Source organism: Yersinia sp. 2545 StPb PI (assembly GCF_052217125.1).
GTDB lineage: Bacteria > Pseudomonadota > Gammaproteobacteria > Enterobacterales > Enterobacteriaceae > Yersinia > Yersinia enterocolitica_E.
On record NZ_JAZGPY010000001.1, the window covers coordinates 1,085,282 to 1,109,113 of the forward strand.

Below are 23,832 nucleotides of genomic sequence, written 5' to 3' on the forward strand. Positions count from 1 at the left end.
CTCCGGCTTTTTTAGGGGCAAAACCCTTATTTTGCTTTGGGTGATGAGTCCGCCGCCAGCCCTAGCTTCAGTAGTTTGCCGTCACTCTCATCAGTTAGCAGATAGACATAACCATCTGGCCCGACCCGGACATCGCGGATACGCTCACCGCGATCACCCAGTAAACGCTCCTCTGCGATCACTTTGTCACCATCCAACTGCAAGCGAATCAACTCTTTCTGTGCCAATGCCCCGATAAATAGTGAATGTTGCCAGGTGGGGAAGCGGGCTGCGTCATAGAAAGCCATGCCGCTGATACCGGGTGATTTCTCCCAGTAATATGCCGGTTGCTCAGTACCCTCGACATGGGTACCTTTCGCCTCTGGAATGGCTAAACCTGAGTAGTTAACACCATGAGTGGCTAATGGCCAGCCGTAGTTTTTCCCGGCCTGAGGGATATTGATTTCATCGCCGCCTTTAGGACCATGCTCATTAGCCCACATTACTTCAGTCCATGGGTTAAGCGCCAGACCCTGTGGATTGCGATGGCCATAGGACCAGATCTCTGGCTTTGCCGGAGACTTATTGGCAAATGGATTATCTTTTACTACCTTACCATCAAGTGTCAGACGTACGATTTTACCTTGATGTAGGCTTAAGTCTTGAGCCGTAGGGCGCTGATTGTTTTCGCCCAGAGTAATAAAGATATGGCCTTGTTTATCAAAGGCTAATTTGCCACCAAAATGGTTGCCGGTAGATAATTTGGGTTGCTGGCGGAAGAATACCTTGAAGTTTTCAATGGCTGTCCCCTGAGGATTAAGATGGCCATAACCCACGGCGGTGCCCGCTTTACCCTCTTTTCCCACTTCAGCAAAACTTAGGTATATACGGCGATCTTGAGAGAATGTCGGTGATAATGCCACTTCTAGCAGACCACCTTGCCCCTTGGCATAGACTTCTGGTACCCCCTTTAAAGGTTCTGATAGTGGCTTCCCTGCTTGCCATAAACGTAATTGCCCAGAACGCTCAGTGATTAATATTCCCCCATTATCAGGCAGAAATGCCAGTGACCATGGATGATCCAATCCATCCTGTAATTCCGTTACGGTCACCGCCGGAGCGGCAAGGGCGGTCATCGAAACAAATACGCTAAATAACAGGCCACTCAAGCTATAGCCCAGTGTTCTATTTCCCAATATTGTCATCAGTTGCTCCTTTAAAATGCCAACAACTGTTAACTTTAGAGTATTAAGGGCAAGTCAGCGAATAACACCAGTAAAATCAGCGACTACATTACTGTAGCCAGTGCCATGCTGAGGAGTGCATTCTGATTTCGTTTCACAAAAAAAGCTCACAAGCTGAGCAGACGAAAAAGTGGCAAAGGCTAAGTTCAGACAATTCTGCAAACCGATAAGGTGTCCTAATTAATGATGCTGCCAGCCACTCATGGCTATTGCGAGTACGAGAAATCCATAATTGATGAGTGAATAATAATTAACTTAATGATATATAACTACATTAAACTTAATTCGCCTAGAAAAAGAATCATAATTTTGCGATAAACATCACATTGCATTTGCTTAGAAATGTGAAGAGCATCAATGTGAAAAGTCAATTAGAGACGATTATATGACTAGTTGAATTACTGTCTTAACTATCAACGCCATATACTGCCGACAACCAGAAACAATGGGGCTGGGCAAGGGGCACGATAAAGTACAGATAAAGGGAATTCACCATTGCACTGGCATACAGTTAACGTGTGTCTTTTGAACATCAAAAGGTGTTGGGTATGGAAAAGAAAAAAATTTATCTATTTTGCTCAGCCGGTATGTCTACCTCGCTACTGGTTTCCAAAATGAAAGTACAAGCAGAGAAGTATGAGGTGCCAGTGATTATCAATGCTTACCCCGAGGCCCTGGCCGCAGAACATGGTGCCCAAGCGGATGTCATCTTGTTAGGACCACAAATCGCTTACATGTTGCCTGAAGTTGCAAAAATGTTCCCCAATAAACCCGTTGAAGTGATCGACGCGCTCCTATACGGCAAAGTCGACGGTCTGGGGGTATTAAAAGCTGCCGTAGCCGCAATAAAAAAAGCAAAACAATAAGGGGTGCACTGTGAGCGCATTTATTAATTCTCTGGAAAGGGTCATCTTGCCTTTTGCTATTAAAATAGGCAGACAGCAACATATTAATGCTATCAAGAATGGGTTTATTCGGCTGATGCCGTTAACCCTGACGGGTGCCATGTTTGTACTGATCAACAACGTTTTCTTAAGTTTTGGCGAAGGGGCGTTCTTTTTCTCAATGGGCGTACGGTTAGATGCCGATACCATTACCATGCTCAATGGTTTTAAAGCGATAGGCGGCAACGTTTATAACGGTACTCTCGGTATCATGTCGTTAATGACACCATTTTTTATCAGTATGGCGTTGGCTGAAGAGAAAAGGGTCGATCCTCTGGCTGCGGCCCTGCTGGCAATTGCTGCCTTTATGACCGTGACGCCATACAGTGTTGGCGAGGCCTATGCCGTCGGGGCTAATTGGTTGGGAGGGGCGAATATTATCTCCGGTATCATCATCGGTTTGGTGGTTGCAGAGCTCTTTACCTTTATCGTGCGACGTAACTGGGTTATCCGCCTGCCAGACAGTGTGCCGACATCAGTTTCCCGTTCTTTCTCTGCATTAATTCCCGGGTTTATCATTCTTTCCATCATGGGCGTGATTGCTTATGCCCTTGGATTGCATGGCACCAACTTCCACCAGATCATTATGGACACCATTTCAGCACCGTTGTCGAAAATGGGCAGTGTTGTGGGATGGGTGTATGTCATGTGCTCCTCACTGTTGTGGTTCTTCGGGATACACGGTGCGATGGCCTTATCTGCACTGGAAAGTGGCATTATGATGCCATTTGCATTGGAGAACGTCGCAACCTATACCCAGTATGGTTCTGTTGTTGCGGCGCTGGCTGCCGGTAAAGAATTCCATATGTGGGCTAAGCCGTTTGTTGACTCCTATATCTTCTTGGGAGGCACTGGCGCAACACTTGGACTGGTTATTGCCATCTTTATTGCTTCTCGCCGTGAAGACTATCGTCAGGTAGCAAAATTGGGTGCACCGGCTAGTATTTTCCAGATTAATGAACCTATCCTATTTGGTTTGCCGGTCATAATGAACCCGCTGTTCTTTATTCCGTTCATCTTGGTTCAACCGGTATTAGCAATTATCACTTCAGTGGCGTATTACACCGGCCTTATTCCGCCAATCACCAATATTGCGCCGTGGACCATGCCGGTCGGCTTAGGTGCCTTCTTCAATACCAACGGCAGCATTGCCGCGATGTTATTAAGTTTATTCAACTTAGGTATCGCGACATTGATGTATTTGCCATTCGTAATAATTGCCAATAAGGCGCAGAGCGAGATAGATCGTCAGGTTGAAAGTGAAGAAGAGATTGCTGATAGCTTGAAATTCTAAGCGTTAAATCTGTTTATCGTATAAGGCTGGAGGCCGGCATGAAATATCAATTTCCCGATGATTTTTGGTGGGGCAGTGCCACCTCCGCAGCCCAATCCGAAGGGGCGTCACTGCGGGATGGCAAGAGCAAGAACATCTTCGATTATTGGTACGAAATTGCACCGGAACGTTTTCATGGTCAGATTGGTCCTGAAAACACCTCCACCTTTTACGATAACTATCAGCAAGATATTTTGCTATTAAAGCAACTGGGCCATAACACGTTCAGGACATCGATTTCATGGTCGCGGCTGATACCAAAGGGTGACGGTGAGCTTAACCCCAAAGCTGTCACGTTTTATAACGCGGTGATCGATAGCCTACTGGCGAATGGCATTACCCCTTTCATCAATCTCTATCATTTTGATATGCCGTTATGCATGCAAGAGAAAGGCGGTTGGGAAAATCGTGCGGTTGTGGAAGCCTATGGCCGCTATGCTAAAAGCTGCTTTATGTTGTTTGGTGATCGGGTAAAGCATTGGTTTACTTTTAATGAGCCGATTGTGCCTGTTGAAGCCGGCTACCTGAACGACCTGCATTACCCTGGTGTGGTTGACTTTAAACGTGCGGTGACTGTTGCTTATCACAGCGTATTGGCCCATGCCAACGCGGTGCAAAACTACCGAGAGCTAAAGCAGGGGGGGGAAATTGGTATCATTTTGAACCTCACCCCGACCTATCCTCGCTCCGACAGTGCGCCAGACCTGATTGCAGCTAATCATGCCGATTTATTGCTTAACCGTAGCTTCCTCGATCCCGTCACCAAGGGGGTTTACCCTGATGAACTGATTACGCTGCTGCGAGAGCACGACTTATTGCCACAAATTGAAAACGGTGATTGCCAGTGCATTGCGGCGGGCGTCGTTGATCTGTTAGGGGTTAACTATTATCAGCCAAGACGGGTTCAGGCGAAAGATATCCCAACCCCTCGAGGGCTGGTGAAAACGCCGGAGGATTTGTTCAGTTTTTATGCGATGCAAGGGCGCAAAATCAACCCGCATCGTGGTTGGGAAATCTACGAAAAAGGGCTGTATGACATCCTGAAAAATCTAAGAGAGAATTATAACAATATTGCGTGTTATATCTCTGAGAATGGCATGGGTGTTGAGGGCGAAGAGCAGTTTATCACGCCATCAGGTAGGGTTGATGACCAGTATCGCATCGAATTTATCCGTGCACATTTGAAGTGGCTACATCAAGCATTACAAGAGGGCAGTAATTGTAAAGGGTATCATCTGTGGACCTTTATTGATTGCTGGTCTTGGCTCAATGCATACAAAAACCGCTATGGTTTAGTTCGGTTGAATATTGCCGACCAGACGCGAGTATTGAAACAAAGTGGCTACTGGTTTGCTGATGTCGCCAGGCAGAATGGTTTTAATTAATGGCTTTAATTTACGGAGTAACAATAGCATGTTTGATTTAGATAAAATCGTGGGTGAGGTGCAGCCTACCGATGAGATGGAAGATGTGGTTATGGGGCTGATTATCAACGCCGGGCAAGCCAGAAGTTTGGCCTACAAGGCTCTGAAACAAGCCAAGGCGGGTGACTTTTCCCAAGCGGATGAGCTGATGGTGCAATCTCGTCTGGCGCTGAATGAAGCACATTTAGTTCAGACCAGGTTGATTGAAGCTGATCAAGGTGAGGGGAAAACCAAAGTAACATTGGTGCTGGTACATGCTCAGGATCATTTGATGACGGCAATGTTAGCCAGAGAGTTAATTGATGAGTTGATCGAATTGCATCGAAAGTTACAGTGAACTTTGTCTAACACATTGGCTATTTTGAACGAGGGTGAAGGTAAATAAGATGGAAGTCAGGTTAGTACGTCAAAAAGACTTTTTTAACGGAAAAGAATTCCATCTGTTTATTTATAACAAAACGGAAAGTGCCACCGGCTTACATCAGCATGATTATTATGAATATACGTTGATATTAACCGGTATGTGTTATCAGGAAATAAACGGTAAGCGAGTCTTTTTAGAGCGCGGCGATTTTGTTTTTATTCCGATGGGGTCCCATCATAAAAGTTTCTATGAGTTTGGTGCTACCCGTATTCTGAATGTGGGAATAAGTAAAACCTTCTTTGAAGAGCACTATTCTCATCTATTATCGCGGCCTATTGTGGCCTCTCAGGCTTATCGCCTAAAGGGTGATTTTCTCTCTTATATTGAATCGGCAATTTCTGCGCCACACTTTAGGGACGATGAGCTTACTGAACTGGTAGAACTGCTGACTTTTTATGTTACTAACCGCATCAGCCATCATAAAGAAAGTGACACTAACGACGATATTCCACTGTGGCTGAAGACCAGTATCGACAAAATGCATGATAAGTCGATGTTTGGTGAAAAAGCGCTGGTGAATATGATCGAACTGTCTGGCAAAACCCAAGAGTATTTGACCCGCGCTACCCGGCGTTATTACCAAAAAACGCCGATGCAGATTATCAATGAAATCAGAGTTAACTTTGCTAAAACTCAACTTGAAATGACAAATTATCTGGTCTCTGACATTGCTTTTGAAGCAGGTTACAGCGATACCACGTTATTTATTAAAAACTTCAAAAAACTCACCTCTTTTACGCCGGGGAACTATCGCAAAAAATTCAACTGCGTCAGAGAGGGGTTATCCGATTAGCTTCCGGCCAGATAGCTGCTACTGGAATGGCCTGACAAGGTACCCTCAATGGAAAAGTTACTTATTGTTAATGCTGATGATTTTGGTCTATGCAAAGGTCAAAATTACGGAATCATTGAAGCATTCCGGCATGGTGTTGTCTCATCGACTACAGCGATGATGAATTGTGCGGATATCTATCATGCAGCGGAACTGAGTAAGCAAAATCCAACGTTGGCTGTGGGGATGCATTTTGTTCTCACTTACGGGCGGCCGTTAACGTCAATGCCATCATTAGTTGATGCCAGCGGTGCTCTGGGCAAATGGTTGTGGCAACGCGCCGAAGCGGGTGAGCTGAATCCTGGCGAGATAGCTCGGGAGTTGGCGGCTCAGTTTGATAAGTTTGTTGCTGTCTTCGGCCGTGCACCCACTCACATCGACAGCCATCATCATATACATATGTTGCCGCAAATTTATCCGCTGGTTGTTGCTTTTGCCCACGAGAAATCTCTTCCACTGCGTATTGATCGCAATGAAGTACAGCGGCATGAGATTGTGCTTAATAACCCGCGAAGCAGTGAGTGGTTCGATGCCGGTTTTTATGGTGAGGCTTTATCTGAGCAGACATTTTTGCAGTTGTTGGAAAATGCCAGTCAAAAAGCAATTAACTCACTTGAGATTATGTGCCATCCGGCGTTTGTTGATAACATCCTCATGACCAGCGGCTATTGTTATCCACGCTTGACCGAGTTGGACGTGCTGACGTCGCCGGCATTAAAGCAAGCCATTGAGCAGCGTGGCTATAGATTGGGGTCATATTTGGATTGCTGAAATTATTAACATAAAGTCGCCCTTTGCCGATAATCATTATACTGACTTAGCGAGTGATAAGGATATGTCCGATGGGTATAAATGCGAGTTTACCAATAGCAGCAACGACGGGAAATGGCAGCAAGAATACTGCAAGTGCAGGAAATGATTTGGCATCTCAGATAAAGAATGTAATAGCAAAAATCGCTGAGGTTACGCAAAAACTCAAAGATGGCATTGATATGTCAGAAGATCAGCGAAAAAGTATTCAAGCTCAATTAACGATGTTACAGCAGCAACTGGCTGAGTTGTTACGTCGTCAGGCACAACAAGCGCAGCAAAAGCATGATGGGAAAAGTAGTGCTATTGAGAACGTAGACCAGATAAAAGCACAAGATGGCAATATAGATATCTATATTTGATTCATTAAATTTTAATAAACTAACAGTATTAGCAATCACTTTTCAGGCCTCGCTTTTGAGGCTTTTTAACTAATAAAGAGAGTTCGTTATTATGTTTTTGGGCGTTTGAATATATTGTATTTTTTGATGAAAATTGAGTTAAGATCCGTGTCGCATTCCTAAACGTATCCTCATGTAGGAAAGTGATGCGGGGATAAACGCCCAGCGACTGTTGAGGTAATTGGTAAAGCATTAAAAAAAATCGAGGCCGAGGTATAAATGACCGCAAAAGTTAAGGCTAGCTTGGCTGGTGGTATTTGTTCCGCTGCGGCAATTATTTCTGTCCAACATCCCTTGTAGCGACTCATTTTATCCTTTTTACATCGGGGTGTTTTTCACTCGCGGCTTCATGGTAGATATCAGCTAACCACGCAGCTATTTCCTCCTCAGTCAAAAATGAAGGAATAATGACGTCATATATTCGAGATGATTTCCCCTCATTGCAATCTACTCGGAATAGCTGCCATTCATTGGCAACACTTTTAACACCCAAGCGGCGACCAAAAACACCATAAATGAGCATAACAGGGTCCTCTATCTCAATATGTACGTTCAGTTAACTCCTATAGCAAATAAAGTTCAATATGGAAATTATGAGGATATTCCTCATGCCTGAATAATTGTCTCACCAAAAGGTGGGGGATCAAAATATGGCGCGATGTTGATTAGTTACCATTGCTAATGGTGGTGTTCTTAGGTTTAGTATTTAACAGCTACCGCTTCATTGTATGAAATAAGACCATTCTATATGGCTTATATAGATAGGATTAACTAGATTTAATTTATATATAGCGACTAGCAAAGGTAATAGAAAATGTTTAAGCACCGTTTGTCTGTGATCGCATTAGCGCTGATTGCTTCTCTATCGTTATCTTCAGCCCCTTCCATAGCTAATCCCGGTAATGGGAATGGCGGTGGACACGGAAACAGTGGCGGAAACCACGGTAATAGTGGGGGCAATGGACCCGCTAATAAGGGGAGTAAAGCCAAAAATGGTAGTGATAATTTAGTTTCAGTAAATCTAACCTATGACCGTGTGCGCCCATTAGCTGTTAATTACGGATTGACTGGTTATCAGTCATTACCTCCCGGTATCGCTAAAAATCTGGCACGGGGTAAGCCGCTTCCACCAGGCATCGCTAAGAAAGCAGTTCCTGCATCTTTACTGGGGCAGCTACCTGCTTACCCAGGATATGAGTGGCGTATAGTTGGCAATGACTTAGTACTTATTACATTAAGTACAGCGATTGTTGCATCAGTAATAAATGGCGTATTCGATTAAGTATCCAAAGAAGGATACTCATCAGAGATTTTAACCACCTACGAGTTTAAGCCACTGGCCTTATAAGCCGGTGGCTTTTCATTTGAAATATTTATCTAGTGGATCGAAGTATCGGTACTTTCTGTAGAAAGCTAACATTCTGGCGGGACTTAGACTATACCGGATCATACAACTTATGGCTGCGGGATGTTCCACGACACACCGGCAAAGCTTTCAATGACAGCAAGTCGTTTGTCTGCAGGAACCGGACAGGCAATATCAGCACAAGCTCAAATAACGATAATTCAATGACTGGGACGGAGATCTATGGTAGATCTCTGCTGTTATGGAATGGTATATCACAGCAAAACAGACTTTAATTCTGAGTTAATTCAATATTAAACCCACCTTAAATATTCAGAGTGGTAAACAGATTAAAGCCAAATAATAGCGAATGGAGTCTAAATGAAAGAACTATTAATACTAATAGCAACACTAGTAATCTGGGTGATTGTTGCTAAATTTTTAGCTAAATATTTCATTCATAAAGGGCATCGAGACTTGATGAGTAAAACAAGTGGGGTTATTGTTGGTGCAGTTGTTGCTTTTACTTTTTTGATTATTGTGGTAATCCCGATACCGGAAGAGACAATATTGACATCAGCCAACTCTCGCTCATCCGTCACAACGACTATACCAGAAAAAACAATTGATAAGCATGAAGAAAAGACGAAATCAATCGCGCCTCAAGTGCTTATAGAGGAACCTCGCAATCCTGATAATAATGAAAGCATAAAGACGTTGGGTATTAGCCCGGACATTTTTGAAAAAAGAATGAATGCCAACTTAGAAACATCTAATAGTTCGCTTAGACTAAAAATTAATTTAAAAAAAAATGGAGTTAAGAATACGTTCAATTATGCCTTTAATGATCATTTGGTTATTGTGGGAACGATCGACAAACCCAGTCAAAAATTATCAGAGATAACCCTGATAACAAGCGGCGATGGGACTGCTAAGTCTGGTATAGATATTGGCGCTGTGGTTGTTTCGGCTTTCTCCGCCACGCTGGGAGAAAATACGATGAAAACGGGTGAGCCAGGAATAATAATGATGAAACTGATGGCAATGAATAAGAGCAGCACAAAAGATAATGAACCAAGCTCAACCATTTTTAATGGCATAAAATTTAGTTTTTTCAGTAGTGATACTACCGGTTATCGGTTTACAGCAGAACCAGCCTGATTCCATATTATCAGCAATATAGGAAATGCTATCGTTATCAAAATAGCGGGGTAATGCTAGGTAATTTCTACAGCCAGGGCATCGCTCAATTAGGATTATTTGATGATAATCAGCCAGAAATTAACAGTGCAGTGCTGATGGCTGCGCTAGACGATATTAATAGGTCAGACAAAGGAAAGGTGTGGTTTGCCGGACAAGGCATACAGAAAGCATGGCAGATGAAACGTGAGATGCTATCACCAGTTTACACCACCAGATGGGCTGAATTACCGGTTGTGAGATGAAGGTGGTAAGTAGTGAATGGGGCTCAACACTGAATAGACATATTGAGCCATAGCGACCAAATATAGACGGAGTTTTACCATTCTCTTACCATTAATTTACCATTGCCAAATCCCACAAACAAAAAAACCAACCCTAACGGATTGGTTTTCTTAAGGTATTTTGGTCGGCATGAGAGGATTTGAACCTCCGACCCCCGACACCCCATGACGGCGATCTATAGGCGAAAAAAAACCTCTGGGTTAGCAGAGGCTTTTTAATCTTCAAAGGAGCCGCGTATCTTTTACGTATCCTTTTGGTCCAAACTAGGTCAGTGCTTCATCCGGTCATTTATCATAAGCCACTGGTTTATATGATACTGTCCGGTCACTGTCCTATCAAAAGTGGTGGAGCTGGGGGGATTTGAACCCCCGTCCGAAATTACTACGCCGTCGGCACTACATGCTTAGTCCAGTCATTACATTCGCAGGTTAGCTGCGGACGGACACGCCACTAACAAACTATCCTGATTAGTTTTAATGCTTCAACCCCAGGCAAGGTTTCCACACGAGCTCTTTTGGGTTTGACCTCTCTTGATCCCCGTCCTAAGAGCGGAGGCTAGGGAGAGAGGGAACCTTCAGTTTCTTAGGCTGATTAAGCTGCTAAAGCAGCAGATTCGTATTGCGAGTCGTTTGCAATTATTTTTTTTGCGGTTTTTTACGAGGCCTCCGCACCTCGGCATGCACCTTGGGTTTCGCGAATCCCGTCGAATCCAGAATCAGCCCCAAAGAACTTCTATAGTATACCAGAACTATACGCTGATAAGCCAGAGACTTAACGGTTAGCGTGTTTCATTATTCTGGCTTTATCGACCTGCCATTCACGATCTTTGATGTCATCACGTTTATCGTGATCTTTCTTACCTTTTGCGACACCGATTTTAACTTTAACCCAAGCATTTTTCCAATATACGGAAAGGGCAACTACGGTAAAACCGTCGCGATTAACTTTACCGAGCAGCGAATCCAGCTCGCGTTTGTTTAGCAGCAGTTTACGGGTACGCATTGGCTCGCAGACAACATGAGTCGACGCAACGTTCAACGGCGTAATGGTGGCGCCAAACAAGAAGGCTTCGCCATTTCTAAAGGTTACGTAGCTATCACTAATGTTGGCTTTGCCAGCACGCAGAGATTTTACTTCCCAACCTTGCAGCGCAAGACCCGCTTCGAACTCTTCTTCAATGAAGTATTCATGGCGGGCTCGTTTATTTTGCGCAATGGTTGCGGAACCGGGTTTGTATGCTTTTTTCTTTGTCATAGTATTGATCATTATACTGTATGCGGAGGCGAATGAAATCCTTTCCCGCAGGATGCCTGTGCATTTTGTCTCATTTGTTGCGTAGAATGCCTAGCAGATTTTTTGTCTGGCGGTAGATAAATGGTATTATCAGCGCGTTTTATGTCTCACAGGAAATGTTATGCCACAGATTAGCCGCTCTGCGTTGGTTCCGTTTAGCGTAGAACAGATGTATCAACTGGTTAATGATGTTCGCTCTTATCCAGAATTTTTGCCTGGTTGCACCGGCAGCCGGGTGCTTGATGTTACTGAAAATGAAATGACGGCCGCAGTTGATGTCGCCAAGGCTGGTATCAGTAAAACGTTTACTACACGCAATACATTGACTGATAACCAGAGCATTAATATGCAATTGGTAGATGGGCCATTTCGGAAATTAATGGGCGGATGGCATTTTACCCCATTAAGTGCAGATGCTTGTAAAGTTGAACTGCACCTGGATTTTGAATTTACCAATAAGCTGATTGAGTTGGCTTTTGGTAAAATATTCAAGGAATTAGCTGGCAATATGGTGCAGGCGTTCACTCAACGTGCTAAAGAGGTATACAGTGTCTGAGATTCGCGTTGAGGTGGTTTATGCCTTGCCTGAACGCCAATATTTGCGGACTGTTTCACTTGAGGCTGGTAGTACTGTTGAGGATGCTATCAAAGCATCAGGTTTACTTGAGTTACGATCAGATATTGATCTGACAAAAAATAAAGTGGGTGTTTACAGCCGCCCGGTAAAGCTGGGAGATAAGCTTTCCACGGGTGATCGTGTTGAGATTTATCGCCCTCTGAGCGCAGACCCTAAAGAGTTACGCCGACAACGCGCCGAACAGGCAAAAAAATAAGGCACCGTCTGTGCCTTATTTTTATTGTAGCCCTGAACTGCTATCGAAGAAAAAGCGTACGCCATCCTATGGTTGCATAAGCATTAGGCGGCTTGTTGCCTAAAACCATAATCAGTATTCGTTCCCTTCATCTGTTCTGCAATCTTCGGATAAATTAATTTCCTGCTAATGTTGGTTCGTTTTTGATATCAGTCAGCACGCCGCTGCTATCAAAGGTCAACGTCAACGTCTGTTGTGTTACTTTCTGGTGGCCAGGTTGTTGGCGGAACACATAGAACCAGGTTTTGGTGCCAAACGGGTCCTGTAGCATTGGTGTGCCTAAGGTATATGCCACTTGTTGCTGGGTCATACCTTTATGAATTTTGGACGCGTCATTAGGTGATAAATAGTTACCCTGATTAATATCAGGCCGGTAGACCACCTTCTCCAGCGTTGAACAACCCGCAGTAAGCATTGCAAGCATCACAGCGGCGGCAGTCAGCATTTTACAGCGCATAGTAATCACATTCCTTTAGGGCGTAGGATGACGATGATAATAGACCTTGCAGCAGTTGGAAACCTTTACAGGGCACCTATATGACCTCTGGAAAGGAAAAAAGTTAATCTTTTCTATGCTGCGAGCAATTCTTTTGCATTTGCCAAGGTGTTTTTCGTCACTTCACTGCCGCCCAGAAGGCGCGCCAACTCTTGCAAGCGGGCTTTTTTATCTAGCCGATGCATATGGGTTTCGGTTTCAGTGCCATCGGTTTGTTTACTCACAAAGAAATGTTGATGGCCACAACCCGCAACTTGTGGAAGGTGGGTCACACACATAACCTGAGTCGATTCACCAAGCTGACGCAACAGGCGGCCCACTATGGCTGCCGTTGGTCCACTGATACCAACATCAACTTCATCGAAGATAAGCGCAGGAGTATCCATTTTACGCGCTGTAATCACCTGAATCGCCAATGCGATGCGAGACAGTTCACCACCGGAGGCGACTTTGGCCAGTGCTTGTAGCGGTTGACCTGGGTTGGTAGTGACGCAGAACTCAATGCGGGTCGCCCCTTCAGCACTGAGGTGCTCTGGCTCAAAATGGGTGTCAATCGTGAATTGGCCATGTGGCATTGATAATTGATGCATGCTTTCGGTAATTAGCGCGGCCAATTCATCAGCATAATGCTGGCGTTCTTGGTGCAACCGGTTAGCTATCTCTAACGCGTGTTGATAGTGAGTATTTACCGCGTGGCTGAGTTGCTCATGGTCGTTTTCTTGCCGTGACAGCTGTTCTTGCTCATCCAGCAATTGCTGGTGAAACAAGGGTAACTCTTCTGGTGCTACATGGTGTTTACGGGCCAGATTTAATTGACGAGATAACCGTTGTTCCAATTCATACAAACGGTTAGGGTCCATATCAAATTGCTCCGCATAATGGCGTAGCTCATCACTGGCTTCACTGATTTGGATAGAAGCCTCTTCTAGCATATTTAATAAATTATTAAATTGTTCATCCATGCCAGCCAGTTCGGTTAACTGGTGTTTGGCTGAGAAGAGCTGGCTGAGAATGTTATTCTGTTCATCATCCGACAGCAATTGTAAGGCTTGTTGGCTGAGTGACAACAACTGCCCACTGTTTGCCAAACGCTTATATTCGATATCAATTTGTTCATATTCCCCCGCTTGTGGGACAAATGAATTTAGTTCTTTCAACTGATATTGCAATAATTCCTTTCGGGCGTTACGTTCCAGAGATTGCTGTTGATGGAGTGCCAGTGCCCGGCAGCTTTGGTGCCAGATTTGATAGGCTGTTTTCATTTCGCTCAGCAAAGCAGACTGGTCTGCGTAGGCATCTAATAGCTGTTTTTGATGATCTGGTCTTAATAGCAACTGATGGGCATGTTGGCCGTGAATCTGGATGAGATGTTGGCCTAACTCTCGCAGTTGTGACAGGGGGACTGCCGTACCATTAATAAAGCCTCTTGAGCGGCCATCGGTTCCAATAGCCCGCCGCAATAGGCATTCATTACTGTCATCAAGATGGTTATTTTCCAACCACTGTCGGGCCGATGGGGTGTCTGTCAGTGAAAAGCGAGCACAAATATCAGCACGCGTTGCACCTAAACGCACCATGCTGCCATCTGAGCGGCTACCAAGGCATAACCCCAATGCATCTATGGCGATAGATTTACCTGCCCCTGTTTCGCCAGTAATTGCTGTCATCCCGGGTTGAAAATCGATTTCTAACTCACGCACAATTGCAAAATTACTGATGGTTAATTGGGCCAGCATGGCAAATCTCCTGTACATAAACACATGGCTGTATTTGAATACAGTATAGACTGGTTTTATATACAGTAAAGTCCTTGCGGCACTTTTTAGAATAATTTTTTCGACCAGCCTAGTTTTGTACTTAACGTATTGAAATAACTGTAGTCCTTTGGATGAATAAGATTAAGGTGAAAATCACTACGGCGAATTAATACTTCTTCACCCTCCTGAATCGGTAGTGCTATCTGGCTATCACAGCTTATTTCCAGGTCGCTGGTGATTTGCGAAAACTTCAATCGGATGGTGCTGCTACTATTAATGACCAGAGGTCTGGCGGTTAGAGTGTGTGGGAACATCGGGACCAATACGATGGCGTCTAGGGTGGGGGTGAGGATTGGACCACCAGCCGAGAGCGAATAAGCCGTCGAGCCGGTAGGGGTGGCAATGATCAGGCCGTCTGAACGTTGAGAAAAAGCGAAGCGGTTATCGATATACACTTCGAATTCAATCATATGTGCCACTTTACCCGGATGCAAAACCACTTCATTGATTGCTGTGCTGATGCGGCTTTGCTGATTGGTACGAGTCACTTGTACTTCTAGTAAGAAGCGTTGTTCGCTTAGGTATTCGCCTTCCAGTACATCTGAAAGTTGTTGTTGGGCATTATCCGGGTCCAAATCAGTCAGAAAGCCCAGATTGCCTCGGTTGACACCGATGACTTTGATATCATAGCGAGCGAGTACTCGCGCGGCACCGAGCATATTGCCGTCGCCCCCGACCACCACGGCTAAATCGGCTTTTTGGCCAATATCAGCCAAGCTGCCGGTAATGGCATCGGTTAAATTTAGATCTTTGGCGATCTGCTGTTCAACCATCACGTCATAACCTTTGGCGTTTAACCAGTGGTAGAGCATCTCATGGGTGGCAAGTGCCGCCGGATGCCGTGGGTGACCGACAATACCAATACAATTGAATCTTTTATTATTCATTGCCGTGATTTTCCTTACTGGGGCGTCTTTTACCCCACATTATGACCGGTTCCCTTGAATCCCCGGTTTTGATCCCCATAATAAGCCAAGTAGCGAGATTAATGCTAAAACGCGGAGATATCCATGAGTAGTAAAGAACAGAAAACACCAAACGAGCAAGTCTCGGAAGAAATGGAAAATGCAGCAGAGCAGCAAGTGGAAGCGACACAAGAGACGGGTGAAGGTGTAGATCCGCGTGTTGCCGAGCTTGAAGCGCAGTTGGCTGCAGCCGTACAGCGTGAGCGCGAAAGCTTGCTACGCGCTAAGGCTGAAGTTGAGAATATCCGTCGTCGTACTGAATTGGATGTTGAAAAAGCGCATAAGTTTTCACTGGAAAGATTTTCATCTGAATTATTGCCAGTGATCGATAATCTGGAACGTGCACTGGATACTGCTGATAAAAGCAATGCCGAACTGACTTCGATGATTGAAGGTGTCGAGTTGACGCTGAAATCACTGCTCGATGCAGTAGGTAAATTCGGCATTGAGGTTGTCGCTGATACCCATGTGCCGTTTAATCCTGATGTTCATCAGGCAATGACGATGCTTGAATCTGCTGATCATGAACCAAATCATGTGATGATGGTGATGCAAAAAGGCTATACGCTAAATGGCCGTTTGCTACGCCCGGCAATGGTTGCGGTATCTAAAGCGAAAGCTTAAGGTGTCCTGACGTGAAAAAGGCACCTTCGGGTGCCTTTTTTTATTTAACTATCTTGGTATTTTAATCTGCTGTTGGTAGTTTTGGTTGCCAATCAATAGCTTGTTGATTGTGCTGTTGCAGTAGCTGATTTGCTTGTGAAAAGTGCTTACAACCAAGAAAACCACGATGGGCAGACAGCGGCGATGGGTGCGGCGCTTTTAAAATAAAGTGGCGTTGGGTATCAATGATCCGGCCCTTCTTCTGGGCATGTGCTCCCCACAGCATAAAAATCACCCCATCACGATGTTCATTCAGGGCTGCAATGACTTTATCAGTGAAGGTTTCCCAACCAAGGTTAGCATGAGAGTGCGCATTACCTGCTTCAACGGTTAGCACGGTATTGAGCAGCAATACCCCTTGTTCGGCCCAGCTTTGCAAGAAGCCATGATTAGGGCGCTCAAAGCCTGGAATATCGGTAGCCAACTCTTTGTACATGTTCACCAAAGAGGGAGGCGCCGGCACACCAGGTAACACAGAAAATGATAATCCATGTGCTTGATTGGGGCCGTGGTAGGGGTCTTGCCCTAAAATAACCACTTTAACCTGATCCAATTCAGTCAGGCGGAATGCGTTAAATACATCTTTTTGCGCAGGATAGATAGTCTTGCCAGCACTGCGTTCTGCTGCCACATAGGCCAGTGTATCTCTAAAGTAAGGCTGTTCTTTTTCCTGGCCGATCACATCGTGCCAGGTAAGGGAGGCAGACATAAACACTCTCCTTGGTTTCTGCAAAGTATTGATGTGCGTTAGCTTACCGGTTCAAACCGGTGAGTGAAACCGTTAAACCTGACTCTGTGACGTAATGATGATTTTTTGACCTTTTTATGCAAAAAATGTTGAAAATTTACAAAAATATTTGCTGTCAGTTGTTTTGATAAAATTGATATAAAACATAAATTTGCCGATGGAGTTATTACTGACATGGCCGAAAGATTGATTTAAGTCAAAGAATTGCGACGGTCTGACTGGTATACAGAACAATAAGACAACAATGGTTTTACCAAATAACCAAGATAGTTTCTCCCCCTTGGAATTTATATCCGCATTATGGAGGCACCAAATGATTACTGGTATTCAAATTACTAAAGCTAACAATGAAGCCTTACTGAACTCTTTTTGGCTGTTGGATGATGAAAAATCTGAATTGCGCTGCGTTTGCGCTAAAGCGGGTTATGCCGAAGATCAGATAGTTCCTGCCAGTGAGTTAGGCCAGATTGAATATCGCGAAGTTCCACTGGAAGTGCAGCCAACAGTGCGTGTTGAAGGTGGTCAGCATTTGAACGTTAACGTTCTGCGCCGCGAAACACTGGAAGATGCAGTGAAAAATCCAGAAAAATATCCTCAGTTGACGATTCGTGTTTCTGGCTATGCAGTGCGTTTTAACTCTCTGACACCAGAACAACAACGTGATGTGATTACTCGTACTTTCACTGAAAGTCTGTAATTTTTGTCATAACGTTTAAGTCATTCAAAAATTCTAAGGGAGCTTCGGCTCCCTTTTTCATCTCTGCTATTTAGTGGTCGATAAATTTGATAACGATCACACTTCTCTATATTTATAAGTAAATCTTATCATTTCTATTTAAGAACTCATCCGATGTGTCGATAGATAAACCCATAACGCCGAACTAATTATCTGGATTATCTTTCGACAAGGAGTTGGCATGAGTGGACCTGTCAGTTTGATTGGGCCTACTGCATTAGTAGGTTTAATGAGTCAAGTGAACCCATCGGAACTGCCAAAGAAGGATGTCACCACCGCGGACAAGCCTTCAGTGGGACAACCGACTCATCTTACAGCAGCAACGCTGGCAGGTAATGAGCTTTGTTACAGTATGCAAGCTAACGTTAGCCTGACACGAAGTAACGGATCTGCGACGGGGAGTGAGCATGTTGCGATATCAAATGGACAAGGATCACAGCAAGGGGACTATTCATTAGCATTACTCGCTAAAGATGTTTACGCTCCTGCTGCTGGGAGCATCGGCGGGTTTACACGTTTGAGTGATGGTGAGTTACTGGCTGCGGGAATAGATCCGGCGAGTTTATTTAATAGTGCTTCAGGATTTCAGGCTGGGATTTATCATGATAATCAGCAGTATGTTTTATCCTTTGCCGGTACCAATGATGTAAATGATTGGCTAAGTAACATCCGGCAAGCCACTGGCTACGATGATGTACAGTATAATCAAGCCGTTGCTGTAGGGAAAACAGCAAAAATGGCATTTGGTGATGCGCTGGTGATTACCGGGCACTCATTGGGGGGCGGTTTGGCGGCGACCGCAGCATTAGCGAGTGGAACATTTGCGGTGACATTTAATGCCGCGGGTGTTTCAGACCATACCATAAATCGCCTTGGTATGGACCCCACTCAAGCACGGATTTCAGCAGGAAACGGTGGTGTGCGCTGCTATAGCGAACAATATGATTTGCTGACAGATGCACAGGAATCTACGTGGTTAATTCCTGATGCGGTAGGCCATAAAATCACTCTGACAAATAGTGACAAACTCACAGGGATAGATGATTGGCTGCCACATAAGCACCTTGAACGCCGCTTATCGGCACACAGTATTGATAAAGTGATCAGCTCAATGAGTGAACAACAACCTTGGGAGCGGCAGTATGCCTGAATCGACACTGGCAATGAGGGTGAGGCGCCATTTGCGTTATGCCATCTACGGTGTTTTGATGCCATTAATAAGTTTTGAGGGGCAGGCGATGACAGATATTAATACAGCTTTTACTGATCCGACTGTAATACCGATCGCTGATGCGATTGTCCACGGAGATGTAAAACAGATCCATCAGTTAGCAAATGAAAAGTTGTTGCAGCAGCAAGGTGATCGGTCGCTAACCCTGATGCAGTGGGCTATTCTCAACCAACAGCCAGAAAGTTTAGCGGCGTTGCTGCAAGAGCATGCTGATCCATTTCAGTCGGGCATGCAGGGTGATACCGCCTGGCATACGGCGGCTAGTGTGCAAGATGCGCATTACCTGCAAATTTTACTTGAAGGCCGTATGAAACCTAATGCGCGCAATAGTGTGACACTGGCGACGCCATTGGCTGCGGCTGTTATGGCGGGGCGCGGAGTTCAGGTTATCCTGCTGTTAGTTGCTGGGGTCGATCCGAATATGGCTGATCGGATGGGGGATACACCACTGCATTTAGCGGGCAAAACCAATGCGCCAGATCTGGCATTGCGGCTATTAAAAGCCGGTGCTGATCCTGAATTACGCAACAAGCAGGGGGCGACCTTTCAACAATATTTTGCCATGACGCCTTTGAATATTCAAAGTGCTGAAATGCAACAAAAACACCAGCAATTGAATACCTGGCTGCGCGGGAAGAAACTCGCTGAGATTTATCAGCAGTAGCAGAATATTAGCCGGATAGGCTAAAACGCAACTTGAGTGCGAAATACAGTAAGGTTGTCGCCATCGTGCTGATAATAAAAAAGCCGCTATTGTAAGCGGCTTCTTCGCAAGAATGCTAAATCAATCAGCACTCTTGGTATCAGGTTTTTCCTTTGGCTTACGCCGCTTACCAACATTTTTGGCATCGCGGTGACGTACCTTAACCTTTACCTTCTCTTTGCTGGCTTCTTTTAGCTCTTTACGCTTTGCTAAAACCTTTTTAGAAGGCTTACCGGTGGTTTTTTCGCTTGGTGCCTTACTGGTCGGGCGTAATTCATCAATAACCCGTGGCTTCAATGGTTCGTTCAGATAACGGCCAATTTTACCCAGCAATAGATGGTCATGCGCTTCAACTAATGAGATAGCAACACCTTTGCGCCCGGCGCGGCCAGTACGGCCAATACGGTGCAGATAGACGTCAGATGTCAGCGGCAGATCAAAGTTGAATACATGACTGATATCGTCGATGTCGAGGCCGCGTGAAGCCACATCAGTGGCAACCAGAACGTTAACCCGGCCATCGCCTAAACGAATAACGGCTTCGGTGCGCTTCGCCTGAACCATTTCACCTTCGAGGAACCAGGCGTTAATTCCGGCCTCACGTAGCCAACTGACCAGTTGGTGTACCTTTTCACGGGTTCTGACGAAAATGATGGATTTCTGCACTTCCGGTTGCTTGAGCAGATGCACTAGCAGCGCGGTTTTGTGTTCGATATTGTCAGCACGATAGTACCATTGCTGAATTTTTTTACGTTCGCGACGAGATGGATCGGCTTCCAACTCTACCGGCTCATTCAGGATGCGTTCCGCAAACTCACGGATAGCTTCACCTTCAAGCGTGGCGGAGAACAGTAAGGTTTGTTTACGCCAGCGAGTCTCTGCGGCGATGGTTTCAATGTCCTGCGCAAAGCCCATATCCAGCATACGGTCGGCTTCATCCAGAATCAGGGTTTCTACTGCCCGACAGTCAAAGTTCTCTTCTTTGATGTATTGCAACAAGCGGCCAGTGGTCGCAACAACGATATCCTGATTTTCACTAAACACTTCCGCGTGGTTCATATAAGCCACACCGCCGGTGATCGTGGCGATATCCAGTTGTGTATGCTTGGCCAATTCACGGGCTTGATCCGCAACTTGCATGGCTAATTCACGGGTTGGCGTCAGGATCAGTATCCGTGGCGGGCCAGATTTTTTGCGTGGGAAATCGAGCAAATGCTGCAAGGCAGGCAGCAAAAAGGCGGCAGTTTTGCCAGTACCTGTTGGAGCCGAACCCAATACATCGCGCCCATCCATAGCTGGCGGAATAGCCGCAGCTTGAATGGCGGTAGGGCGCTCATAGCCTTTGTCGCGCAGTGCGTCAATCAGGCGTTCATCGAGATCGAGTTCGGAAAAATTGGTTACAGTCATGGTCTTCCTCTACTTGGGGCGCCGATTATAGACGGGTTAGCCGAATTCTTCACCTGTTTAAGCGGTAATGATGTCTTTTCCCTTCAATCATATTGTCCTATGCTACGCCGGTTATGGATTCTGGTGACTAATGTGGGCGAACAATTGAAAAAAAAACCGGTGTTACGTGGTGGTGGTTTCACTTTTAAACAATTCTTTGTGGCACATGATTGCTGTGCGATGAAGGTAGGCACTGATGGTGTTCTACTTGGGGCTTGGGTGCCGGTGGAAAAAGCCCGTAAAGTGCTGGATATCGGTTGTGGCAGTGGACTTATTGCTCTAATGATTGCTCAACGTTCAACATCTGAGGTATTGATTGATGGCGTTGAACTGGAGCCAGAAGCCGCACGGCAGGCAAGCAGCAATGCGGCGTCATCTCCCTGGGCTGAGCGGGTTCGTATTTATCAGCAGGACGTGCACCAGTTTGCTGAAAACCACCCTCATCAGTATGATCTGATTGTCAGCAATCCACCTTATTTTGCTCCGGCGGTCGCCTGCCGGGATGAGGCCCGCGATACTGCGCGTTACACCGGCTCCTTAACGCATGATGCTTTACTAAACTGTGCTGAGAAGCTTATCACACCGAGCGGTGCGTTTTGTGTGGTTTTACCTCATGACTTGGGAATTGAACTCTCCCGCCTTGCTATTCAACAAAACTGGTTCGTTCACTGCCAAGTAGACATCAGGGATCGTCCTGGTAAGCCGCTAAATAGAATGTTATTGACGTTATCGCGCCAGACGGGAGAGACGGAGTATCAGCATTTAGCTTTGCGTCAATCTGAAGGGGTCTATTCCCCTGAATTTTGTCAGTTGATCAGCGAGTTTTATCTCAACTATTAGTTATCGTGATAAGTGGTTGTAGTGATAAGCCAAAAATCAGGATAAGCAGGGCGCGATAGTGAAACGCGCCCTGAAAAGCTATTATGGATGGAGAATGGTAGGCTGTGGATTCTCTATTTGATCAGGATAATCAAGCGTATAATGCAAACCACGGCTCTCTTTACGCTCCATGGCACAGCGCACGATTAACTCAGCGACCTGCACGAGGTTACGTAATTCCAGCAGATTATTGGAGATACGGAAGTTGGCATAATATTCATCAATCTCCTGCTGTAATGTGTTGATACGGCGTAAAGCGCGCTCTAAGCGTTTGGTGGTGCGCACAATACCGACGTAATCCCACATGAATAAACGCAGTTCATGCCAGTTATGCTGAATGACGACACGTTCATCAGAGTTATCAACACGGCTTTCGTCCCAGTCTGGCAAATGTTTCGCCAATTTGGCATGTGGCAAGCGCATAAGAATATCTTCAGCGGCAGACCAGCCATACACCAGGCACTCGAGTAGAGAGTTAGAAGCCATGCGGTTAGCGCCATGCAAGCCGGTATAGCTGACTTCGCCAATCGCATATAAACCATCCAGGTCAGTACGCCCATGTTGGTCTACCATTACACCGCCACAGGTATAGTGAGCAGCAGGTACGATAGGAATGGCTTCTTTGGTCAGATCGATACCGAGTGACAGTAGTTTTTCGTAGATCATCGGGAAGTGTTGCATCACGAAATCAGTCGGTTTATGACTGATATCCAGATACATACAATCAGCACCGAGGCGCTTCATCTCATGGTCTATGGCGCGGGCGACGATATCACGCGGGGCCAACTCCCCTCGGGGATCAAAATCAAGCATAAAGCGGCTGCCGTCAGGGCGCTTAAGGTAAGCACCTTCGCCACGTAATGCTTCGGTCAGTAAGAAGTTACGCGCTTGCGGATGGAACAAGCAGGTAGGATGAAATTGGTTAAATTCTAAATTAGCGACACGACACCCAGCACGCCATGCCATGGCGATACCATCGCCAGAAGAGATATCGGGGTTAGTGGTATATTGGTAAACTTTGGCGGCACCACCGGTAGCTAAAACGACCGCTTTAGCCCGAAAAGTTTCAACTTTCTCAAGCTCCCGGTTCCAGATATAAGCGCCGACCACACGTTTAGTGCCCGTCAGACCAATTTTATTGGACGTGATAAGATCGACAGCATTACAGCGTTCTTTCACTAAAATGTTAGGGTGGGTCCTTGCTTTACCTACCAGGGTGGTTTCTACTTCTTTACCTGTAGCATCAGCAGTATGCAGTATACGGCGATGGCTATGGCCGCCTTCACGGGTAAGGTGATAACGTTCTTCGCCGCTGGCATTGGTTTCGGTATCAAACAGGACGCCTTGATCAATAAGCCATTGCACGCAAGAGCGGGCGTTACTGGCAATAAACTCTACGGCGTCTTTGTCACAAAGCCCGGCCCCAGCAATCAGGGTGTCATCGACATGTGAACTAATGCTGTCAGTTTCATCAAAAACGGCAGCAATACCTCCCTGAGCATAAAAAGTGGCACCTTCATTAAGTGGCCCTTTGCTCAGAACAGTTACTTTACAATGTGGCGCCAGGCGTAAAGCCAATGACAAACCGGCAGCGCCACTCCCGATGATCAATACATCGCTAACGTGTTCAGATGATGATTGCATATCGTATGATGTGTGCAGAAGAAGAGTGAAATTCATGTTAGCCTATCTGCCAGAGCAAAAGCTATGGCTATAAGATGTCTAAAGAATATTCAGACAAATAATCTGGCAACATGGAACT

Annotated in this window: 25 protein-coding genes, 1 other RNA gene and 1 pseudogene; 17 read left to right on the plus strand and 10 right to left on the minus strand. The window is 45.5% G+C overall.

Annotated elements, in window-relative coordinates:
- Nucleotides 1–26: 26 nt before the first annotated feature.
- Nucleotides 27–1,184, minus strand: coding sequence for a PQQ-dependent sugar dehydrogenase (locus tag V1955_RS04805; RefSeq protein WP_083163079.1), 1,158 nt, complete (start codon nucleotides 1,182–1,184; stop codon nucleotides 27–29).
- A 587-nt stretch (nucleotides 1,185–1,771) separates the two neighbouring features.
- On the opposite strand from V1955_RS04805, the gene V1955_RS04810 reads away from it, so the two are divergent.
- The 7 genes from V1955_RS04810 to V1955_RS04840 all read left to right on the plus strand — a co-directional run bounded on the left by V1955_RS04810 (nucleotide 1,772) and on the right by V1955_RS04840 (nucleotide 7,352).
- Nucleotides 1,772–2,089, plus strand: a complete 318-nt coding sequence (locus V1955_RS04810; protein ID WP_005276021.1) for a PTS sugar transporter subunit IIB — start codon at nucleotides 1,772–1,774, stop codon at nucleotides 2,087–2,089.
- A gap of 10 nt (nucleotides 2,090–2,099) precedes the next feature.
- Nucleotides 2,100–3,461, plus strand: a complete 1,362-nt coding sequence (gene chbC / locus V1955_RS04815) for a PTS N,N'-diacetylchitobiose transporter subunit IIC (protein WP_442820588.1) — start codon at nucleotides 2,100–2,102, stop codon at nucleotides 3,459–3,461.
- 38 nt (nucleotides 3,462–3,499) lie between these two features.
- Nucleotides 3,500–4,885: a glycoside hydrolase family 1 protein gene (locus tag V1955_RS04820; RefSeq protein WP_372569500.1), complete on the plus strand. Its 1,386-nt coding sequence runs from the start codon at nucleotides 3,500–3,502 to the stop codon at nucleotides 4,883–4,885.
- 28 nt (nucleotides 4,886–4,913) lie between these two features.
- Nucleotides 4,914–5,261, plus strand: coding sequence for a PTS N,N'-diacetylchitobiose transporter subunit IIA (gene chbA / locus V1955_RS04825; protein ID WP_083163086.1), 348 nt, complete (start codon nucleotides 4,914–4,916; stop codon nucleotides 5,259–5,261).
- Nucleotides 5,262–5,310: 49 nt separating this feature from the next.
- A complete protein-coding gene (gene chbR, locus V1955_RS04830) occupies nucleotides 5,311–6,141 on the plus strand; it encodes a transcriptional regulator ChbR (protein WP_083163087.1) in 831 nt (276 codons plus the stop codon).
- A gap of 48 nt (nucleotides 6,142–6,189) precedes the next feature.
- Nucleotides 6,190–6,951: a chitin disaccharide deacetylase gene (gene chbG / locus V1955_RS04835; RefSeq protein WP_372569499.1), complete on the plus strand. Its 762-nt coding sequence runs from the start codon at nucleotides 6,190–6,192 to the stop codon at nucleotides 6,949–6,951.
- 71 nt (nucleotides 6,952–7,022) lie between these two features.
- The gene (locus tag V1955_RS04840) at nucleotides 7,023–7,352 is read left to right on the plus strand and encodes a FlxA-like family protein (protein ID WP_083163089.1); all 330 of its coding nucleotides are present in this window, start codon (nucleotides 7,023–7,025) and stop codon (nucleotides 7,350–7,352) included.
- 343 nt (nucleotides 7,353–7,695) lie between these two features.
- On the opposite strand, the gene V1955_RS04845 is transcribed toward V1955_RS04840, so the two are convergent.
- Nucleotides 7,696–7,914 carry a DUF7661 family protein gene (locus V1955_RS04845; RefSeq protein ID WP_083163090.1) on the minus strand — a complete coding sequence of 73 codons (219 nt, stop codon included), beginning with the start codon at nucleotides 7,912–7,914 and terminating at the stop codon, nucleotides 7,696–7,698.
- Nucleotides 7,915–8,205: 291 nt separating this feature from the next.
- On the opposite strand from V1955_RS04845, the gene V1955_RS04850 reads away from it, so the two are divergent.
- The 3 genes and pseudogenes from V1955_RS04850 to V1955_RS04860 all read left to right on the plus strand — a co-directional run.
- Entirely contained in the window at nucleotides 8,206–8,673 is a 468-nt protein-coding gene (locus V1955_RS04850; protein WP_083163091.1) for an anti-virulence regulator CigR family protein, read from the plus strand.
- A gap of 444 nt (nucleotides 8,674–9,117) precedes the next feature.
- Nucleotides 9,118–9,897, plus strand: a complete 780-nt coding sequence (locus V1955_RS04855) for a hypothetical protein (RefSeq protein ID WP_442820589.1) — start codon at nucleotides 9,118–9,120, stop codon at nucleotides 9,895–9,897.
- Nucleotides 9,898–9,926: 29 nt separating this feature from the next.
- A pseudogene (locus tag V1955_RS04860) lies at nucleotides 9,927–10,181 on the plus strand (DUF4113 domain-containing protein); the annotation flags it as partial.
- Between the two features lie 382 nt (nucleotides 10,182–10,563).
- Here the strand turns inward: V1955_RS04860 and ssrA are convergent.
- Nucleotides 10,564–10,944: a transfer-messenger RNA gene (ssrA, locus tag V1955_RS04865) on the minus strand.
- A 48-nt stretch (nucleotides 10,945–10,992) separates the two neighbouring features.
- Complete coding sequence (gene smpB / locus V1955_RS04870; protein WP_049608454.1) at nucleotides 10,993–11,475, minus strand: SsrA-binding protein SmpB; 483 nt, start codon at nucleotides 11,473–11,475, stop codon at nucleotides 10,993–10,995.
- Between the two features lie 160 nt (nucleotides 11,476–11,635).
- Here smpB and V1955_RS04875 point away from each other — a divergent pair, with 160 nt between their 5' ends.
- Both V1955_RS04875 and V1955_RS04880 read left to right on the plus strand, forming a co-directional pair.
- The gene (locus tag V1955_RS04875; RefSeq protein WP_005188672.1) at nucleotides 11,636–12,070 is read left to right on the plus strand and encodes a type II toxin-antitoxin system RatA family toxin; all 435 of its coding nucleotides are present in this window, start codon (nucleotides 11,636–11,638) and stop codon (nucleotides 12,068–12,070) included.
- Nucleotides 12,063–12,347 (plus strand): RnfH family protein, encoded by a 285-nt coding sequence (locus tag V1955_RS04880; protein WP_083163106.1) that lies wholly within the window; start codon nucleotides 12,063–12,065, stop codon nucleotides 12,345–12,347. The genes V1955_RS04875 and V1955_RS04880 overlap by 8 nt, the downstream gene beginning before the upstream one ends.
- A 154-nt stretch (nucleotides 12,348–12,501) precedes the next feature.
- On the opposite strand, the gene bamE is transcribed toward V1955_RS04880, so the two are convergent.
- From bamE to nadK, 3 genes are all read right to left on the minus strand, one after another.
- Complete coding sequence (gene bamE, locus V1955_RS04885; RefSeq protein WP_083163108.1) at nucleotides 12,502–12,843, minus strand: outer membrane protein assembly factor BamE; 342 nt, start codon at nucleotides 12,841–12,843, stop codon at nucleotides 12,502–12,504.
- Nucleotides 12,844–12,956: 113 nt separating this feature from the next.
- A complete protein-coding gene (recN, locus tag V1955_RS04890) occupies nucleotides 12,957–14,618 on the minus strand; it encodes a DNA repair protein RecN (protein ID WP_442820590.1) in 1,662 nt (553 codons plus the stop codon).
- An 86-nt stretch (nucleotides 14,619–14,704) separates the two neighbouring features.
- Entirely contained in the window at nucleotides 14,705–15,586 is an 882-nt protein-coding gene (gene nadK / locus V1955_RS04895) for an NAD(+) kinase (protein WP_083163112.1), read from the minus strand.
- Nucleotides 15,587–15,709: 123 nt separating this feature from the next.
- On the opposite strand from nadK, the gene grpE reads away from it, so the two are divergent.
- Nucleotides 15,710–16,288 (plus strand): nucleotide exchange factor GrpE, encoded by a 579-nt coding sequence (grpE, locus tag V1955_RS04900; RefSeq protein WP_442820591.1) that lies wholly within the window; start codon nucleotides 15,710–15,712, stop codon nucleotides 16,286–16,288.
- Between the two features lie 61 nt (nucleotides 16,289–16,349).
- On the opposite strand, the gene ung is transcribed toward grpE, so the two are convergent.
- Nucleotides 16,350–17,036: a uracil-DNA glycosylase gene (gene ung, locus V1955_RS04905; RefSeq protein WP_372569481.1), complete on the minus strand. Its 687-nt coding sequence runs from the start codon at nucleotides 17,034–17,036 to the stop codon at nucleotides 16,350–16,352.
- 352 nt (nucleotides 17,037–17,388) lie between these two features.
- Between ung and grcA the strand changes: the two genes are divergently transcribed.
- From grcA to V1955_RS04920, 3 genes are all read left to right on the plus strand, one after another.
- Nucleotides 17,389–17,772 carry an autonomous glycyl radical cofactor GrcA gene (gene grcA, locus V1955_RS04910; RefSeq protein ID WP_005188661.1) on the plus strand — a complete coding sequence of 128 codons (384 nt, stop codon included), beginning with the start codon at nucleotides 17,389–17,391 and terminating at the stop codon, nucleotides 17,770–17,772.
- Nucleotides 17,773–17,992: 220 nt separating this feature from the next.
- Nucleotides 17,993–18,961: a phospholipase gene (locus tag V1955_RS04915; protein ID WP_442820592.1), complete on the plus strand. Its 969-nt coding sequence runs from the start codon at nucleotides 17,993–17,995 to the stop codon at nucleotides 18,959–18,961.
- A gap of 88 nt (nucleotides 18,962–19,049) precedes the next feature.
- On the plus strand, nucleotides 19,050–19,706 hold the full coding sequence (locus tag V1955_RS04920; RefSeq protein WP_083164120.1) for an ankyrin repeat domain-containing protein: 657 nt from the start codon (nucleotides 19,050–19,052) through the stop codon (nucleotides 19,704–19,706).
- 120 nt (nucleotides 19,707–19,826) lie between these two features.
- Here V1955_RS04920 and srmB read toward each other — a convergent pair whose 3' ends face one another.
- A complete protein-coding gene (gene srmB / locus V1955_RS04925; protein ID WP_005188653.1) occupies nucleotides 19,827–21,152 on the minus strand; it encodes an ATP-dependent RNA helicase SrmB in 1,326 nt (441 codons plus the stop codon).
- Between the two features lie 132 nt (nucleotides 21,153–21,284).
- Here srmB and trmN point away from each other — a divergent pair, with 132 nt between their 5' ends.
- Nucleotides 21,285–22,031, plus strand: a complete 747-nt coding sequence (gene trmN / locus V1955_RS04930) for a tRNA(1)(Val) (adenine(37)-N(6))-methyltransferase TrmN (RefSeq protein WP_193784872.1) — start codon at nucleotides 21,285–21,287, stop codon at nucleotides 22,029–22,031.
- Between the two features lie 81 nt (nucleotides 22,032–22,112).
- On the opposite strand, the gene nadB is transcribed toward trmN, so the two are convergent.
- Entirely contained in the window at nucleotides 22,113–23,714 is a 1,602-nt protein-coding gene (gene nadB / locus V1955_RS04935) for an L-aspartate oxidase (protein ID WP_193784795.1), read from the minus strand.
- Between the last annotated feature and the right edge of the window lie 118 nt (nucleotides 23,715–23,832).